This window comes from Kitasatospora sp. NBC_00039, from assembly GCF_045160625.1.
GTDB lineage: Bacteria > Actinomycetota > Actinomycetes > Streptomycetales > Streptomycetaceae > Kitasatospora.
The window spans coordinates 8,144,289-8,159,576 of record NZ_CP108289.1; the positions used below are offsets into that span (position 1 = coordinate 8,144,289).

At 74.4% G+C, this 15,288-nt stretch carries 13 protein-coding genes and 1 pseudogene; 11 read left to right on the top strand and 3 right to left on the bottom strand.

All coding sequences use genetic code 11. The features are described from left to right. The first annotated feature begins 108 nt into the window (after positions 1–108). Complete coding sequence (locus tag OG286_RS36085) at positions 109–1,737, top strand: purple acid phosphatase family protein (protein ID WP_396325232.1); 1,629 nt, start codon at positions 109–111, stop codon at positions 1,735–1,737. A 150-nt stretch (positions 1,738–1,887) separates the two neighbouring features. Here the strand turns inward: OG286_RS36085 and OG286_RS36090 are convergent, their stop codons facing one another. Beyond that, positions 1,888–2,283 carry a ribonuclease domain-containing protein gene (locus OG286_RS36090; RefSeq protein WP_396325233.1) on the bottom strand — a complete coding sequence of 132 codons (396 nt, stop codon included), beginning with the start codon at positions 2,281–2,283 and terminating at the stop codon, positions 1,888–1,890. 291 nt (positions 2,284–2,574) lie between these two features. Between OG286_RS36090 and OG286_RS36095 the strand changes: the two genes are divergently transcribed. Next, positions 2,575–3,474 (top strand): aminoglycoside phosphotransferase family protein, encoded by a 900-nt coding sequence (locus tag OG286_RS36095; RefSeq protein WP_396325234.1) that lies wholly within the window; start codon positions 2,575–2,577, stop codon positions 3,472–3,474. Between the two features lie 89 nt (positions 3,475–3,563). On the opposite strand, the gene rox is transcribed toward OG286_RS36095, so the two are convergent. Continuing rightward, positions 3,564–5,030, bottom strand: a complete 1,467-nt coding sequence (gene rox, locus OG286_RS36100; protein WP_405366020.1) for a rifampin monooxygenase — start codon at positions 5,028–5,030, stop codon at positions 3,564–3,566. Between the two features lie 363 nt (positions 5,031–5,393). Further along, positions 5,394–6,293, bottom strand: a complete 900-nt coding sequence (locus OG286_RS36105) for a lysozyme (RefSeq protein ID WP_396325867.1) — start codon at positions 6,291–6,293, stop codon at positions 5,394–5,396. 294 nt (positions 6,294–6,587) lie between these two features. On the opposite strand from OG286_RS36105, the gene OG286_RS36110 reads away from it, so the two are divergent. The 9 genes and pseudogenes from OG286_RS36110 to OG286_RS36150 all read left to right on the top strand — a co-directional run bounded on the left by OG286_RS36110 (position 6,588) and on the right by OG286_RS36150 (position 15,037). After that, positions 6,588–7,157, top strand: a complete 570-nt coding sequence (locus OG286_RS36110; protein WP_396325866.1) for a GNAT family N-acetyltransferase — start codon at positions 6,588–6,590, stop codon at positions 7,155–7,157. Positions 7,158–7,289: 132 nt separating this feature from the next. After that, the gene (locus OG286_RS36115) at positions 7,290–9,161 is read left to right on the top strand and encodes a glycosyltransferase family 2 protein (RefSeq protein WP_405358727.1); all 1,872 of its coding nucleotides are present in this window, start codon (positions 7,290–7,292) and stop codon (positions 9,159–9,161) included. Between the two features lie 129 nt (positions 9,162–9,290). After that, positions 9,291–11,480 (top strand): acyltransferase family protein, encoded by a 2,190-nt coding sequence (locus tag OG286_RS36120; RefSeq protein ID WP_405358726.1) that lies wholly within the window; start codon positions 9,291–9,293, stop codon positions 11,478–11,480. Positions 11,481–11,513: 33 nt separating this feature from the next. Further along, positions 11,514–12,116, top strand: a complete 603-nt coding sequence (locus tag OG286_RS36125) for a hypothetical protein (protein ID WP_405366021.1) — start codon at positions 11,514–11,516, stop codon at positions 12,114–12,116. Positions 12,117–12,560: 444 nt separating this feature from the next. Then, complete coding sequence (locus OG286_RS36130) at positions 12,561–12,791, top strand: hypothetical protein (RefSeq protein WP_396325862.1); 231 nt, start codon at positions 12,561–12,563, stop codon at positions 12,789–12,791. A gap of 33 nt (positions 12,792–12,824) precedes the next feature. Next, positions 12,825–13,058, top strand: a pseudogene (locus tag OG286_RS36135) (hypothetical protein); the annotation flags it as partial. 92 nt (positions 13,059–13,150) lie between these two features. Continuing rightward, positions 13,151–13,480, top strand: a complete 330-nt coding sequence (locus tag OG286_RS36140) for a zinc-binding dehydrogenase (protein ID WP_405358725.1) — start codon at positions 13,151–13,153, stop codon at positions 13,478–13,480. A gap of 31 nt (positions 13,481–13,511) precedes the next feature. Further along, positions 13,512–14,129: a class I SAM-dependent methyltransferase gene (locus tag OG286_RS36145; RefSeq protein ID WP_396325860.1), complete on the top strand. Its 618-nt coding sequence runs from the start codon at positions 13,512–13,514 to the stop codon at positions 14,127–14,129. Between the two features lie 311 nt (positions 14,130–14,440). Next, a complete protein-coding gene (locus OG286_RS36150) occupies positions 14,441–15,037 on the top strand; it encodes a class I SAM-dependent methyltransferase (RefSeq protein ID WP_396325859.1) in 597 nt (198 codons plus the stop codon). The last annotated feature ends 251 nt before the right edge of the window (positions 15,038–15,288 follow it).

Here is a 15,288-nt window from a genome sequence, read left to right on the forward strand (position 1 = left end):
GGTCCGCGGCGGTGCCGGCCGCGTCTGCCATGGATAGGGGTTCATCTCTGCATGTCCATGACGTTAGAGTGCTGCGACGTCAACAGCCCACCGGGGGAGTGGAGTTCCATGGACATCGCGCGCAGGTCGATCCTCAAAGGCTCCTCGGCGGCCGGTGCCGCGCTGGTGGCGGCCGGTGCGCCCGCCGCAGCGGCGGCGCCCGCCCCGGACGCGGCGCCGGGTGCCACCCCGCTGCTCCAGTCCACCCCGCACCGGCTCGGGGCGCCGAGCGTGAGCGGGCTTCACCTGCAGTTCGGGACGGACGCCTCGTCCGAGATGATCGTCTCCTGGATCACCCCGCAGTCGGTGCGGCGTCCGCACGTCCGGCTCGGGTCGCCGGACGGCGGCCTCGGCCGGGTGGCCGACGCCGAGACGCGGACCTACCGGGACGCGCTCTCCAAGGAGGAGGTGTACGTCCACCACGCCCGGCTGTCCGGGCTCCGCCCGGCGACCACCTACCTGTACGCCGCCGGCCACGAAGGGGCGAGCCCCGAGACTGGATCCTTCACCACCGCGCCGCGCGGCCGGGCCGCCTTCACCTTCACCAGCTTCGGCGACCAGGCCACCCCCAACCTCCGGCGGCAGGTCGTGTTCCCGGACGGCGTCCCCTCGCCGCTCGGCCGGTACCCCGTGTTCACCAGCAGCCAGGTCGGGACCGCCGCGTCCGCCGACATCGTGGCGGCCGTCGAACGGGTCGGCCCGCTGTTCAACCTCGTCAACGGGGACCTCTGCTACGCCTCGTACAGCGGCCGCCACGGACAGAGCCGGGTCGCGACCTGGGCGGACTGGTTCATCAACAACAGCCGCTCGACCAGGCTGCGCCCGTGGATGCCGTGCGCCGGCAACCACGAGAACGAGGCCGGCAACGGCCCGATCGGCGCCGAGGGCTACCAGACGTACTTCACGCTGCCCGACTCCTCGGCCTCCCTCGACGAGGAGACCCGCGGGATGTGGTACGCGTTCACGGTCGGCGCGGTCCGCTTCATCAGCCTCGCCAACGACGACGTGGCGATCCAGAACAGCGGCGAGACCTACCTGCGAGGCTACTCCGGCGGCGCCCAGCAGCGCTGGCTGGAGCGCGAGTTGCGGGCCGCCCGGGACAGCCGGGCGATCGACTGGATCGTCGTCTGCATGCACCACCCGATGATCTCCAGCTCCCTCCACGGCAGCGGCAGCGACCTCGGCATCCGCGAGACGTGGGGCCCGCTCTTCGACGCCTACGGTGTGGACCTCGTCGTCAGCGGCCACGAGCACTACTACGAGCGCTCCCACCCCGTCCGCGGGACCCTCCCCAACGACACCCGCACCCCGGTGCCGTCCGACACCCGGCTCGACCTGATCGACACCGACCGCGGCACCGTCCACATGATCATCGGCGCCGGCGGCAACGCCGCCACCACCCAGGACGACCTGTTCGAGCAGCCCAAGGGCCGGGTCGTCGTCGCCCTGGAGGACAAGCCGCGCCCGCCCGCGCCGTACCGCGAGTCGATCTGGGTCACCGAGGACGCCCCCTGGGCCGCCGTCCAGGACCGCAAGCACACCCACGGCTTCGCCGCCTTCGACGTCGACCCCGGTGACCGCCGGAGCGGCCGCACCCGCATGCGGGTGACGTACTACACCTTCGACGGCCCGCACGGTGACCTGACCCCGGTGGACACCTTCACCCTGGAACGCAGCCGCTCCGACGTCCGGGGCTGAGGCGGGACGTTCGGAGCCGGGGGGAGGGCGGGGCCTTCGGTCCGCACGGACGGGCGGTCGGCGGGGCGGGCGGTCGGCGGGGACGGCCACAGCAACCGCTCCCGCCGACCGGCCGCCCGGGGTCGCAGGGACGGGGCGGGGAGGGAGCGGTCAGCAGCCCCAGTCGACCTTGTAGAAGCTCGCGTAGTGGTCCGAGGTGTAGTAGTCCTCGTGGTAGACCCGGCCGGTGATGACCCGTCGCGCGCCGCGGGTCGGGCTGTCCGGGGTGATGACGGTGTACTCGTGGTAGTAACCGGAGGACTTGGAGGGCAGGATGCGCTCCCGGTTCTGGAAGACGACACCGTCCTGCGAGTACGGGAACGGGCCGCCGGCGTCGATCAGGTCCAGGGTGTCCCAGGCCTGGCTCGGCAGGTCGGACAGGCAGACGCTGCCGCTGACGGCGGCGTGGGCATCGGTGGCGGACACCGCGGTGGGGGCGAGGGTGAGCAGGCCGACAACGGCAACGGAGGCGGCGCGGGTCTTCAACGCGCGTAGAGCAGTTCGCATGACAGCAGTGTGAATCGTTGTCAGGTGCAGGTGGAAGGCTTGCCGGGGTGGTGCGGAAACACTTCATTCCCGCGTAACTGTCCCAGAACCGGAACGACTTGTGGCGTACCGCCATCATGAGCGTCTCGGTGCTGCGGTCCTGTCACCCGGGGGTGCCGGCCGGTCGGGTTCGGCTGCGGTGCCTGTGGTGCCGGCTGCGGTACCGGTTGTGCTGCCGGCTGTGGCACCGGCTGCGTCACGGGCCCGAAAAGCGGTTGACCCCTCCCGCTGTTCGCGATCGGATGTCATCCCATGAGCACAGGGCAGACGCACCCCGGCCGGCACCCCATCGACGAGACCCTCGTCCGGCGGCTGGTCGCCGGGCAGTTCCCGCGGTGGGCCGGGCTCGCGGTGGAGCGGCTGCCGTCCGGCGGCACGGTCAACGCCGTCTACCGGCTGGGCGACGCGATGGTCGTACGGCTGCCGATGATGAGCGGCGGTGCCGAGGACGTGTCGATGGAGCGGAGGTGGCTCCCGCGCCTCGCGCCCCTGCTCCCCACGGCCGTCCCCGAGGTCCTCGGGGCCGGGGAGCCCGCCGAGGGCTACCCCTGGCCGTGGTCGGTGTACCGCTGGCTCGCCGGGGAGCACCCCGAGGCGGGCGGCCTGAGCGAGCCCGTGCTGCTGGCCCAGGACCTGGCCGGGTTCGTGACCGCGATGCGGGCCGTCACCCTGCCGGGTGCGCCGCCCGCCCACCGCGGCGGGCCGCTCGCCTCGCTCGACGCGGCGACCCGGCGGGCGATCGAGGCACTGCGCGGCCTCCCGGAGGAGGGCGTCGACGGTGCTGCCGTGACCGCCGCCTGGGAGGAGGCCCTGCGGGCCCCGGGCTGGGCCGGGCCGCCGGTGTGGCTGCACGCCGACCTCATGCCCGGCAATCTGCTGGTGGCCGGCGGCAGGCTGAGCGCGGTGATCGACTTCGGCTGCACCGGCGTGGGCGACCCGGCCTGCGACCTCTTCCCGGCGTGGAATCTGCTGCCGGCCGACGCCCGCAAGACCTTCCGCGAGGCCCTGGAGGTGGACGACGCCACCTGGACCCGCGGCCGGGGGCGGACCCTCTCCCAGGCGCTCATCGCCCTGCCGTACTACCGCAGGACCAACCCGGCGATGGCACGGAACGCCCGGCACGTGATCCGGGCCGTGCTGGAGGAGGGCTGAGGCTCCCCCGGCCGCTCCCGCCGCTCGACGGAACCGGCCGGCCCGTCGCCCCGGCCGAGGCCTCACCCCTTCGGGCCGCGACCGCGCGCTCAGCCGGCGGCGCCGCCGAACCAGCGCGGCAGCACACCGAGCAGATCCTGCTGGTCGTCACCGACCCACGCCACGTGGCCGTCCGGCCGCAGCAGCACCGCGGGGACGTCCAACTCCTCGCCGACGTCGACGACGTGGTCGACCTGGTTCGCCCAGCCCTCCACCGAGAGCAGGCCGGTCCGGTCGAGCAGCATCCCGCGGCCGCCGCGCATCAGCTCGTAGAGGCGACCCTGCTTCAGCGTCACGTCCCGCAGCCGCCGGCCGAGCAGGTCGTGGCCCTCCCCGAGGTCGTAACGGACCCCGACGGCGGTGATCATCTCCGTCACGGAGCGGTTCACGTCCTCGAAGTCCAGCAGCTCGGAGAACAACTCCCGCAACGCCCTGGCGCCCGCGGTGTCCTCCAGCAGCACGCCCTGCGCGAGGGTGCTGCTCAACACGCGGGCGCCCTCCGCGTGCCGCTCGGCGTGGTAGCTGTCCAGCAGCCCCTCCGGCGCCCAGCCGTTGACCTCGGCGGCCAGCTTCCACCCGAGGTTGAACGCGTCCTGGACACCGAGGTTGAGCCCCTGTCCGGCGGTCGGCGGGTGAATGTGCGCCGCGTCGCCGGCCAGCAGCACCCGGCCGACCCGGTAGCGCTCGGCCTGCCGCGTGGCGTCGCCGACCCGGGACAGCCAGCGCGGTGAGTGCGCGCCGAAGTCGGTGCCGGCGAACGCCCGCAGCCGCTCCTTGAAATCCTCGAAGGTCGGCGCGGCCGTCCGGTCCTCGGCCGGCCCTTCGGCGGGAACGATGACGCGGAACACCCCGTCCCCCAGGGGAACGGCGCCGAACCGGACGTGCTTCTTGCGGATCTCGGCCATGACGGCGGCCATCGCCGCCGGCTCCGCCGTCACCTCCACATCACCCAACAGCGTCTCGACCTTGGTGGGCTCACCGGGGAAGCCGACGCCGAGCAGCTTGCGCACCACACTGCGGCCACCGTCGCAGCCGACGAGGTAGCGGGCCTGCAGCCGGGTGCCTCCCCCGCCGGCTACGCCCTCGATGGCGGGGGTGCCCCCACTGGCCAGTTCGACGCTCACCCCGTCCTCGTCCTGGCTCAGCCCGACCAGTTCGCAGCCGCGCCGGATCTCGGCGCCGAGCTCGACGGCACGGTCGGTGAGCAGCCGCTCGGTGACCGTCTGCGGGATGGCGAGGCCGTACGGGTGCGCGGTGTCCACCCGGCCCGGCCAGGGCTTGACGATGGCGGCGAAGAACCCGCCGGCCTGGAACTTCTCGCCGACCGCGAGGAACCGGTCGAGCATGCCGCGCTGGTCCAGCACCTCGATGCTGCGCACGTGCAGGCCGCGTGCGCGGGACTGCCCGGTCGGCTCGGCCAGCTTCTCCAGCACGACCGTCCGCACCCCGGCCAGCTGGAGTTCGCCGGCCAGCATCAGCCCGGTCGGTCCAGCGCCGGCCACGATCACGTCGATCATCACAAACCCCCGTCAACTTCCACAGTACCCGGCTCAACCCGGTGGTTCTGCGTCCACAGCACCCGGCTCAGGCCGGTGGTTCTGCGTCCACAGCACCCGGCTCAGGCCGGTGATTCTGCTGTACGACCAGGGCCTTGCCGCAAGCCCCCTGGTGCGCTATAAGTTGAGAGTGGCAAGGAGTGGGCAACCTCCTTGCCTTTGTCTTTTGTTGAGCGCTGCGGGCGGACGTCCTCCCCGCGAAGCGGCAGCGCGGCCCTGCATGCGGTGTGCCCGTGCGGCGCGGCCCTGCGTGCGTCGGGTGCATTTGATCCGGCCGGGGGAGTGGGCTCCCGCACGCGTGCGGGAGCCCACTCCGGATCGCGCTCAGCCGTTGGCGAGGGCCTGGAGGCGGTCGTAGGCGCCGTTGAAGAGGTTCTGGTCGCCGGGGAAGGTGCCGGAGTCGGCGTACTGCCAGAAGGTCTGGTAGCCCCAGCCGTTGGGGAGGGTGCCGACGCTGGAGGCGTAGCGGGCTATCCAGAGCGGGCTGGTGGTGCCGAAGCCGCCGTTGTTGCCCGTGCACTGGCTCCACCAGTTGGTGGTGGTGTAGATGGTGGGGTAGCGGCCGGTGCGGGTGTGGACGGTGTTGCTGAAGGACCGGATCCAGCTGACCATCGCGCTCTGGCTGAGGCCGAAGCAGGTGGCGCCGTAGGGGTTGTACTCGATGTCGAGGGCGGGCGGGAGGGTCTTGCCGTCGCGGGACCAGCCGCCGCCGTGGTCGACGAACCAGTTGGCCTGGGCGGTGCCGGAGGAGCGGTCCGGGAGGGCGAAGTGGTAGGCGCCGCGGATCAGTCCGGCGTTGTAGGAGCCGTTGTACTGCTGGGCGAAGTACGGGTTGGTGTAGGTGGTGCCCTCGGTGGCCTTGACGTAGGCGAAGCGGGCGCCGTTGGCCTTCACCGAGGACCAGTTGACGTTGCCCTGGTAGCTGGCGACGTCCAGCCCGGGGGTCTGGGTGGCGGCGAGGGCGAAGATGCCCGCGGTGCTTGCTCTGCCCTCGTGGGCCGCGACGGTGGAGCCGGCGAAGTCGAGGTCGGGGTGGATGGGCGGGAGGTGCCGTGCGGCCTGCTCGGCAACCTCGGAGGGAGTCGGCTCGGCCGCGTACGCGGGCGCGGCGGCGCCCGTGACGAGTGCGGCCGCGGCGGCGAGCGCGGCGACGGCGGGGAGTCTGCGGGACTTCGGTGTCCCGGTGGTACCGGTGGGGCTGGCGGAGCGGGAAGTGCTGAACATGAACACTCCTCTGGTCCGGTGCTGGTGACCCGTGGATGGCGGTACAGCCGGTGTGGGCCCGGCCGGGAGCAGACTAGCCATGTACCCGCCAGCCTGACCAGGTATCCGGGGTCACATCCTGAACCACCGTCACATCTGTGGGGCTTACCGGCCGGTTGGCCCGGAAGGTCCCGCCCCGCGGTCGGCCGGCCGCGGGCTCCGGTTCCGGCCCGCGCCGGGCCCCTGGGCGGCTGTGGCACGATGCCGGGAGCCGGCCGCCGGAGCCCGCCGCCCGCTGGAGAGAAGAGGACCCCCGTGCCCGAGACCACCCGAGACGCCGCCCAGCCCGAGCCGGGCGGCCTCGCCTTCCGCGCTGCCACCGTCGCCGACGTGCCCGCCCTGGTCGAGCTGATCGAGTCCGCCTATCGCGGTGAGACCAGCCGGGCCGGCTGGACCACCGAGGCGGACCTGCTGGGCGGGCGCCGCACCGACGCCGAGAACGTCACCGCCGCCGTCACCCATGCCGACGGCGTGGTCCTGCTCGCCGAGCATGCCGGCGAGCTGCTCGCCTGCTGCCAGTTGGAGCGCCGGGGCGAGCACGCCTACTTCGGGATGTTCTCGGTCCGCCCGGGCCGCCAGGGCGGCGGCGTCGGCCGGGCGGTGCTGGCGGAGGCCGAGCGGTTTGCGGCGGAGGAGTGGGGCGCCGTCGAGCTGGAGATGACGGTGATCGAGCAGCGCGCCGACCTGATCGCCTGGTACGAGCGCCGGGGCTTCTCCCGCACCGGGGTCCACTCCCCGTTCCCGTACGGCGACGAGCGTTTCGGCATCCCGCTCCGCCCCGACCTGCGGTTCGAGAAGCTGGTGAAGAAGCTTACTTGGCAGTAGGTTTGAGGATTCGTCTATCTGGCCTGCGGCAACGTGGAGATGTCATACCTCGTTCATGATTGGTCTAGGCCAATGTGAGAGGCTGGCGGACGAACGGTCACGTTCCGTCCTGCCCAGGGGGGCCATTTCCGCATGCCCGCACTCCATGGCACCGCCATGCCCGCAACCGACACCGCTCCGCCCGCCGCCGACGCCACCCGTCCGGCGATCGAGGCGGCTCGTCCCGCGATCGACGCCACCCGTCCGGCTGCCGTCGTCGCCCTTCCCGCCGCCTCCGCCGCAGCTGCCTCCGCCGGCGCCGTCGTGCGCGGCCCCGCCGCTGCCGGAGGCCCGTCCGCGGGCGGTGCGCAGCGTCTGCCCAGCCCGCCCGACGACGAGGAGCTCTACTGGTACTTCGGCCCCCAGCGCCGCTGGGTGCTGCTCTGCGCCACCCTCTCCTACGCCGGCGCCACCGCCACGCTCGGTCTCTTCGCACTCAGCCGGCCACTGCTCTGGCCGTTCCTGGTCCTGACCGTGCTCAACGCCGCCACCTGGCTGCTCTCCCTCGCCGACGGCCAGCGCGCCCGCCGCTACACCCGCGACTCGCACGACCTGCTGCTGCGGGCCTGGCGGCCGGCCCGGTACCCCGGCGTCGACCTGCTGCTGCCCACCGCCGGCGAGCCGCTCGACGTCCTCGCCAACGCCTACCGGCACAGCGCGGCCGTCCGCTGGCCCGGCGAGCTGACCGTCCTCGTCCTCGACGACGCCGACCGCCCCGAGGTGCGCGAACTCGCGGAGGCCCACGGCTTCCAGTACCGGGCCCGGCCCGACCGGGGCCGGTTCAAGAAGGCCGGCAACCTCAACCACGGCCTGGCCGAGAGCACCGGCGAGATCGTCGCCGTCCTCGACGCCGACTTCTGCCCGCGCCCCGACTTCCTGCACCACCTGGTGCCCTACCTCGACAACCCCGAGGTCGGCATCGTCCAGAGCCCGCAGTGCTTCGACACCGACCCCGGCATGTCCTGGCTGGAGCGGGCCGCCGGAGCCACCCAGGAGATCTTCTACCGGTGGATCCAGCCCTCCCGGGACGCCCAGGACGGCACCGTCTGCTGCGGCACCAATGCGCTCTACCGGCGCGCCGCACTGAGGCGGGTCGGCGGCTTCGCCGAGATCGACCACAGCGAGGACCTCTACACCGGCCTCTCGCTCGCCCGCGCCGGGTGGACCACCCGGTACGTGCCCGCGCTGGTCGCCAAGGGCATGTCGCCCACCGGCCTGCCCGCCTTCATCAGCCAGCAGTACCGCTGGTGCCTCGGCTCGCTCGCCCTGGTCGGCGACCCCGGCTTCCGCAGCGGCCCGCTGTCCCGCTCGGCCCGGCTCTGCTTCTGGAACGGCATCCTCGGCTACCTCACCAGCGCGGTGAACGTCTTCGCCGTGCCGCTGCCCGCGCTGATCATGCTGTTCTTCCGCCCCGACGAGATCCGGCCCTGGCAGGTCCTGCCCTTCCTGCCGCCGATCTGGGTCGCGCTCGTCCTGCTGCCCGCGATGTCGCGCACGCGCTGGCGCTTCGAGGTCACCCGGGTCCAACTCCTGGGCGGGCTCTGCCACGTGGTCGCCATCGCCCACGCGCTGCGTCGGCGCAGCGCCGACTGGGTGCCCACCGGCGCCGTCTCCGGCGGAAGTTCGCTGGCCCGCACCGTCGCCGGGATCGGCGTCGGCTGGCTCGGCCTCGTCGTCCTCGCCGGTGTCGCCGGCCTCGCCCGGGCCGTCGCCCTGCACGGCTGGCAGCCCTACTGGGCACTCGCCGCGTTGCTCGGACTCACCGCCTACACCACGATCCCGCTCCTCCGGGCCCTCCGGCCCCTGCTGCGAGGCGGCAACGGTGCCGCCGTCGCCGAAGTCGCCCCGCCCGCCCGGCTCGCCTCCGACCTGGGCTTCGGCCGGGCCGAGGCCGTCGCCCTCACCGCCGTGCTGCTGCTCTGCGGCCTGCTGGCCTCCGGCTGGGCCGACCCGCTCGTCTTCTGACACTTCGTCAATTCATCTCTCTTCCAGAGCCCTTGCGCGTCGCCCCACCGGCGCGGACCCACCGCCCGGCCGCCCCATCGGCCCGGCGGTCCCCGAACACCGCTGCCAGTCACTGCAAGGAGCACCGCCGTGCCCACGGCCGTACCACCGAGCGCCGGACGCCCGCCCGTCGAACCGCCGAGCGCCGTCCGCACCGATCCCGCACCCGAACCGGGGCCGCCCGACACCCTGGTCGAACTCGTCCACCGCCCCATCGCCGCCGCCGCTGCCGAGTCGGCACCGCAGCCGGACGGGCCGAGTGCCGGGGAGCCCCGCGGGCGGGCCGCCTTCCGGCCCGACATCGAGGGCCTGCGCGGCGTCGCCGTGCTCGCCGTCCTGGCCTTCCACGCCGCCGTCCCCGCCTTCACCGGCGGCTACGTCGGCGTCGACGTCTTCTTCGTCATCTCCGGATTCCTGATCACCGGCCTGCTGCTGGGCCGCCCGATCGGCCTCCGGGACTTCGCCGCCCGCCGGGCCCGCCGCATCCTGCCCGCCGCCGCCGTCGTCCTGGTCGCCACCGCGCTCGCCGGCGGAGCCCTGCTCGACCCGCTGCGCGGCACCGACCTCGCCCGTGACCTGATCGCCGCCGCCGGCCAGTTCGCCAACTGGCGGTTCGTCGGCCGGCAGACCGACTACCTCGCCGCCGAACGCGACCCGAGCCCGCTCCAGCACTTCTGGTCGCTGGGCGTGGAGAACCAGTTCTACCTGCTCTGGGGCGTCCTGCTGCTCGGCCTCGCCCGCCACCTCGCGGGCCGCCGCCGCACCGTCGCGATCGCGCTCGCGACCACCGCGATCGGCGGCGTCTCGCTGGCGCTCTGCATCCGCTGGACGGCCGGCTCCGCGCCGCGCGGCTACTTCTCCACCGCGAGCCGGCTCTGGGAGTTCGCCGCCGGCGCCGGCGCCGCCCTGCTCGGGACGGCCCTGGCAGGCCGGCTGCCACGCGCGGGCCGGGCCGCCCGGCCCGCCGGCTGGGCGCTGCGCCTGCTCGGCTGGGGCGGCGCGGCGGCCGTCGCCCTCGCGGTGCTCGGCTACGACCGCAACACGTCCTTCCCCGGCAGCGCCGCCCTGCTGCCCGTCCTCGGCACGGCGGCCGTCCTGCTCGCCGGACCGGCGCACCGCGCCCTCGGCCCGGCCGACGTCGGCCGGCTCCTCGCCACCCGCCCGCTGCGCGGCGCCGGCCGCCTCTCGTACGCCTGGTACCTCTGGCACTGGCCGGTGCTGACCATCGCCCAGGCCCGCTACGGCGCCCTGCCGTGGACCACCCTGGCCACGCTCACCGCCGCCAGTGCCCTGCCGGCCTGGCTCACCCTGCGGCTGGTCGAGCAGCCGCTCCGGTACGGCAGCAGCCCGGCGCCCCGGCGGGGCCTCGCGGTCGGTGCCAGCGCCCTGGTCATCCCGCTGATCGCCGGACTGGCCCTCGGTGGCGGCACCGTCCGGGCCCTCGGCGGCGCCGACCTGCCCGTGGTGGTCCCGGCCGGCGCGGTCGACGGCCCCGCCCTGCTCGCCCCCGGCACCCGGGTGCTCACCCTGACGCCCTCGCTCGCCCGGGCCCGCGAGGACTTCCCGCCCGGCAGGGGCTGCGAGATCCCGCTCGGCGCCGACGCCAGCCCGCGCTGCCTGTTCGGCACCGAGTCCAGCCCCGACCGGATCGTGCTGGTCGGCGACTCCCACGCCGGCCAGTGGATCTCGAGCGCGCTGGCGCTGGCCGAGCAGCGGAAGTGGGCGCTGGAGGTGCTGGTCAAACCGGGCTGCCCGCTGGCCACCCTGACCGTGCGCAACAACGTCCTCGGCCGTACCTTCGACGAGTGCGACCGCTGGCGCGAGAACACCCTGACCCGCCTCGCCACCGGCCCCAGGCCGCGCCTGGTCCTGATGGCCGGCCTCAACCGCTACGGCAGCCAGGACGAGCGCACCGAGGGCTGGACCCGCACCCTCGACCGGCTCTCCGCCGTCGGCGCCCCGCTCGCCTACCTCGCGGACACGCCGATGCCCGGGAAGGACATCCCCACCTGCCTGGCCGCCTCCGACGGCCGCTCGGACTCCTGCTTCTTCCCCCGCGAGTCGGCCTTCGAACGCGACCCGCTGACCGACGGCGGCCTCGCCGGCCGCTACGGCGTCCGCGTCCTCGACCTCGGCCCGCTGCTCTGCCCGGGCACCGGCCCGGACTGCCCGGCGGTCCTGGAGGGCGTGGTGCTCTACCGGGACACCGGGCACATCACCGACACCCTGGCGCGGGTGCTGGCGCCCCGGCTGGACAGGGAACTGCTGGGGGCGTGGTGAGCCGGGGGGCCGGCGCCGGGGCCTCAGCCGTAGATGCCGTGGCAGAGCCGGGCCCGTTCCGAGCCGGCCGGCCAGCGGCCGAAGCGCTCGGCCTGGTCGCAGAGGGATCCGGGGCCGACGGCCGTCGGCACGCTCGGGGCCCTGCCCGGAGCGGGCGCCGGCACCGCCGCGGGCGGGGCCGGCGCCGCCGTGGTGGCCGGCGGGCGGGACGGCGCCGGGCGCGGTGCCCGGTTCGGCCTGGGCCGGGCGGTACCGGGGGCGGCGTGGTCCGCCGCGGCGGGCTCGTCCTCGCCGGCCGTCTGCGGCGCGGGGGTGGGGTCCGCCTCCGGTGATGAGGCGGGCGTGCCGGTGGGCGGCGCGTCCGAGGCCGGCAGCAGGTCGGGCGACAGGGGGAACGATGGCTCCAGGGGCAGGGCCGGTGCGGCGGACGCCTCCGTCGACGAGGACGTCGAGGAGGACGTCGAGGAGGACGTCGACGGGGAGGGCGAGACCGACGGGAACGCCACCACCCCCGGGGTCTCGTCGCCCGACCCGGGCCCGCACATCACCAGGACGGAGGCCATCGCGGTGACGATCCCGGCCGCCGTCGCCGCCCACACCCAGCGCGGCTTCCGCACCGGAGCGGGCACGGCCTGAGCGGCTGAGCCCGGGGCAGGAGCGCCCGGAGCGGATGCGCCCGGAGCAGCTGCGCCCGGAGCGGATGTGCCCGGAGCGGATGTGCCCGGAGCAGCTGCGCCCGGACCGAAGGACGGAGCGGAGGACGGAGCGGGGGCCGCAGCGGCCGGTGGCGGCGGTACCGGCGGCGGCTCCCACCGCTGCGCGGGCCACTGCCACTGCCCGCCTGCCGGTTGCCGTCCCGTCGCCTGCCCGCCTGCTGGTTGCCCGCTCATGCCCTGAGTCCTCCTGCCGGCCGTCGCCGACCACCGGCGACCCGCTCGCCGTGCTCAACGAGCGCGTGGACGCCGGGACATGACCCGGAAGAGGGTTCTCTGGCGCCCGCCTCCCGGCCGTCCGCCCCGCCGGTACGCTGCCTGCCGTACCCCGGGTGCGGAGGTCCCCGGTCCGCCACATGCTGGGGGCATGGAAACCAACAGCACGTCGAAGCCCCTGGTCGAGGTCGCCGAGTTCCGCACCGACAGCCGCTACCGCCTGGTCCACTTCGAGGGCCACGGCTGGGAGCCGCTGGCCCCGGAGGAGTTCGAGCCGAGGGTCCACCAGCTCTTCCCCGATCTCGACCCGCGCGACCCCGTCCGCGTCCACTGGGCCGACCGCCCCTGGGAATGGCCCGCCTGGCACCCCGGCGAGGCCTGACGGCTGTCGGGCCTTCCGGCCGTCCGGGCCCGGATGGGCGTCGGCCTGCTCGCAGCCGCCGCGCTGCCCTCCGCCTGGTACTGCCTCCACCGGCTGGCCCGGGTGGCCGCCGGGGAGACGGTGGTCGTGCAGGCGGCGGCCAGCGGGGTCGCCAGCGCGGCGGTGCAGATCGCCGCCCAGGCGGGCGCGCGCGTCATCGCCGTCGCCGGCTCCGCGGCCAAGGCCGAGTGGGCGGCCGGCTTCGGTGCCGACGCAACCGTCGGCACCTCCGCCCACCCGGAGCACGCCGCCGTCGACGAGGTGCTCCGGCTGACCGGCGGGGCGGCGCCCACGTCGTCCTGGACACCGTCGGCGGGCCGGTGTTCGGCCGGAGCCTGCGCCAGGCCGGCCAGGCCGGGCGGGTGGTCGCGCTCGCCAACGTCGCCCTGGAGCCCAGCACCATCGACACCCGGCACTTCTATCCGAAGAACGTGTCCATCCACGGCTTCCAGATCACCAACCTGCTGGACCACGGCTACGACCCCCGCCCCGACCTGCGGGAGATCGCCGCCCGCGTCGCCACCGGGGCGTACCGGGTGCCGGTGGAGTCCGTATTCCCCCTGGAGGAGGCGGCCGATGCCCACCGGCAGTTGGAAAGTCGCGCCAACCGGGGCAAGATCGTCCTGACCGTGGCGGCCGACCCGGCCTGACCGCGGCGCACACGACGGGCGAGGGGGATACGTGGACCGGCTGGCGAGCAACGCGGGTTACGGCGAGGCGGCGGAGCAACTCGCCGTGCAGTACGAGGAAGTGACATTCGAGGAGGTCCACCGCGAGGTGCTGCACCTGTTCCCCGAGCGGCCGTCCGACATCCTCGACATCGGCGCCGGCACCGGCCGGGACGCCGCCGCCCTGGCCGCGCGCGGCCACCGCGTCGTCGCGGCCGAGCCGACGGCGGAGCTGCGCCGGGCCGGCCGGCGCATCCATGCCGGCAGCGCCATCCGCTGGGTGGACGACGCGCTGCCCGCCGCCGCCGTGCTCGGTACGGCGGGCGAGCGCTTCGACCTGATCCTGCTCTGCGCCGTCTGGATGCATCTGGCCGAGGACGAACGACCGTTGGCGATGGACACCCTCGCCCGGCTGCTCGCCCCCGGCGGCCGGGTCCTCCTCTCGCAGCGCCACGGCCCCGTCCCGGCCGGCCGCCGGATGTTCGACGTCCCGGCCGACGAGACGGTCGCGCTCGCCCGGGCCCGCGGGCTGGACCTGCTGCTCCGCACCGAACGCCCCGATCTGCACGACCGCCCGGGCGTGCACTGGACGGTGCTCGCCTTCGAGTCGGCGGGTGGGCAGGCGTCGTAGTCCGGCGGGCTGGTCACCGGGGGCGTCCGGTGCCGGCGTCCGATGCCTGCGTTGGGTGCCGGCGTCCGGTGCCTGCGTCCGGTGCCTGCCTCCGGTTCCAGCGTCCGGGGCTCGCGTTCGTGCCTGCCTCCGGTGACCGCCGTACCCGTACTACTCAAGACCGTTCCCGTCTGCCACCCTTGGTCTTCGTCGGGTGCTGTCGAGCGATCTGCCCGGCGGGCAAGGCGCGACCATGAGACGCGGGTCCGGCTGCAGTTGCGGTTGAAATGCACCGCCGGAACCGGCAGGGCCCCCGCCCGGAAGAAGCGACCATGCTCGGCGAGGCCGCCCGTAGCTGGCTCCAGCGATGGGACCAGCAGCAGGAGCGCTACGGCCCCGACCGCGACGAACGCTTCCAGGTGGTCGTCGACACCGTCGGCTGGTTGCTCGAACGCACCGAGGTGCCCCGGCCCCGCCTGGTGGACCTGGGCTGCGGAACGGGATCACTCACCGCCCGCCTCGCCCACGCCTTCCCGCACGCCGATGTCGTCGGCGTGGACGCCGACCCCCTCCTCCTCGGCCTCGCCGAGGAGGCCGTCACCGGCACCACGGCCCGCCTCCTCGCCCGTGACCTCACCACCGCCGGGTGGGCCGACGAGGCCGGCCCGCCCTCATCCTGGGACGCGGCGGTGTCCTCCACCGCCCTCCACTGGCTGACCCCCGCCGAACTCGGCGCGCTCTACCGCACACTGGCCGGCCGCCTGCGCCCCGGAGGGATCCTGGTGGACGCCGACAACCGTGCTCCCAGCGCGGTCCCCGACTGTCGTGGAGGGCGAGACTCCGAACAGTGCCGCGAGCGCCCTGTGCGACAGCGCCTAGCGCAGCACCACCAAGGTCACCAGCACCCGGTCCACGAAGACTACTGGTGATCCTGTCCAGCCCCGGCCGCCCGCAATCGGCCATGGCCCCGCCGTTTGGCAAGCTCAGAGTCTCGGGCGGCGGTCCACGGCCCGGCCAACTCGGTGATCAGGGCGCCCAGGTGTTCCTTCGAGATCCCGCACAGGGCCGAATCGGAGCAGGCCGCGCGGGCCCAACGTGACTTCACACGCCAGATGATCCCGCGCGGCCTTTCGCCTTCCGGGACCAGGGCCGCTGCCGGAGTCTGACCACCGATGCCCCG

What these genes read in the sequence shown, in the direction of transcription:
- OG286_RS36085 (WP_396325232.1), top strand. Translation starts at nt 109, where the DNA reads ATGGACATCGCGCGCAGGTCGATCCTCAAAGGCTCCTCGGCGGCCGGT.
- OG286_RS36105 (WP_396325867.1), bottom strand. Translation starts at nt 6,293, where the DNA reads ATGTTCAGCACTTCCCGCTCCGCCAGCCCCACCGGTACCACCGGGACA.
- OG286_RS36130 (WP_396325862.1), top strand. Translation starts at nt 12,561, where the DNA reads ATGGAAACCAACAGCACGTCGAAGCCCCTGGTCGAGGTCGCCGAGTTC.
- rox (WP_405366020.1), bottom strand. Translation starts at nt 5,030, where the DNA reads ATGATCGACGTGATCGTGGCCGGCGCTGGACCGACCGGGCTGATGCTG.
- OG286_RS36115 (WP_405358727.1), top strand. Translation starts at nt 7,290, where the DNA reads ATGCCCGCACTCCATGGCACCGCCATGCCCGCAACCGACACCGCTCCG.
- OG286_RS36125 (WP_405366021.1), top strand. Translation starts at nt 11,514, where the DNA reads ATGCCGTGGCAGAGCCGGGCCCGTTCCGAGCCGGCCGGCCAGCGGCCG.
- OG286_RS36095 (WP_396325234.1), top strand. Translation starts at nt 2,575, where the DNA reads ATGAGCACAGGGCAGACGCACCCCGGCCGGCACCCCATCGACGAGACC.
- OG286_RS36150 (WP_396325859.1), top strand. Translation starts at nt 14,441, where the DNA reads ATGCTCGGCGAGGCCGCCCGTAGCTGGCTCCAGCGATGGGACCAGCAG.
- OG286_RS36090 (WP_396325233.1), bottom strand. Translation starts at nt 2,283, where the DNA reads ATGCGAACTGCTCTACGCGCGTTGAAGACCCGCGCCGCCTCCGTTGCC.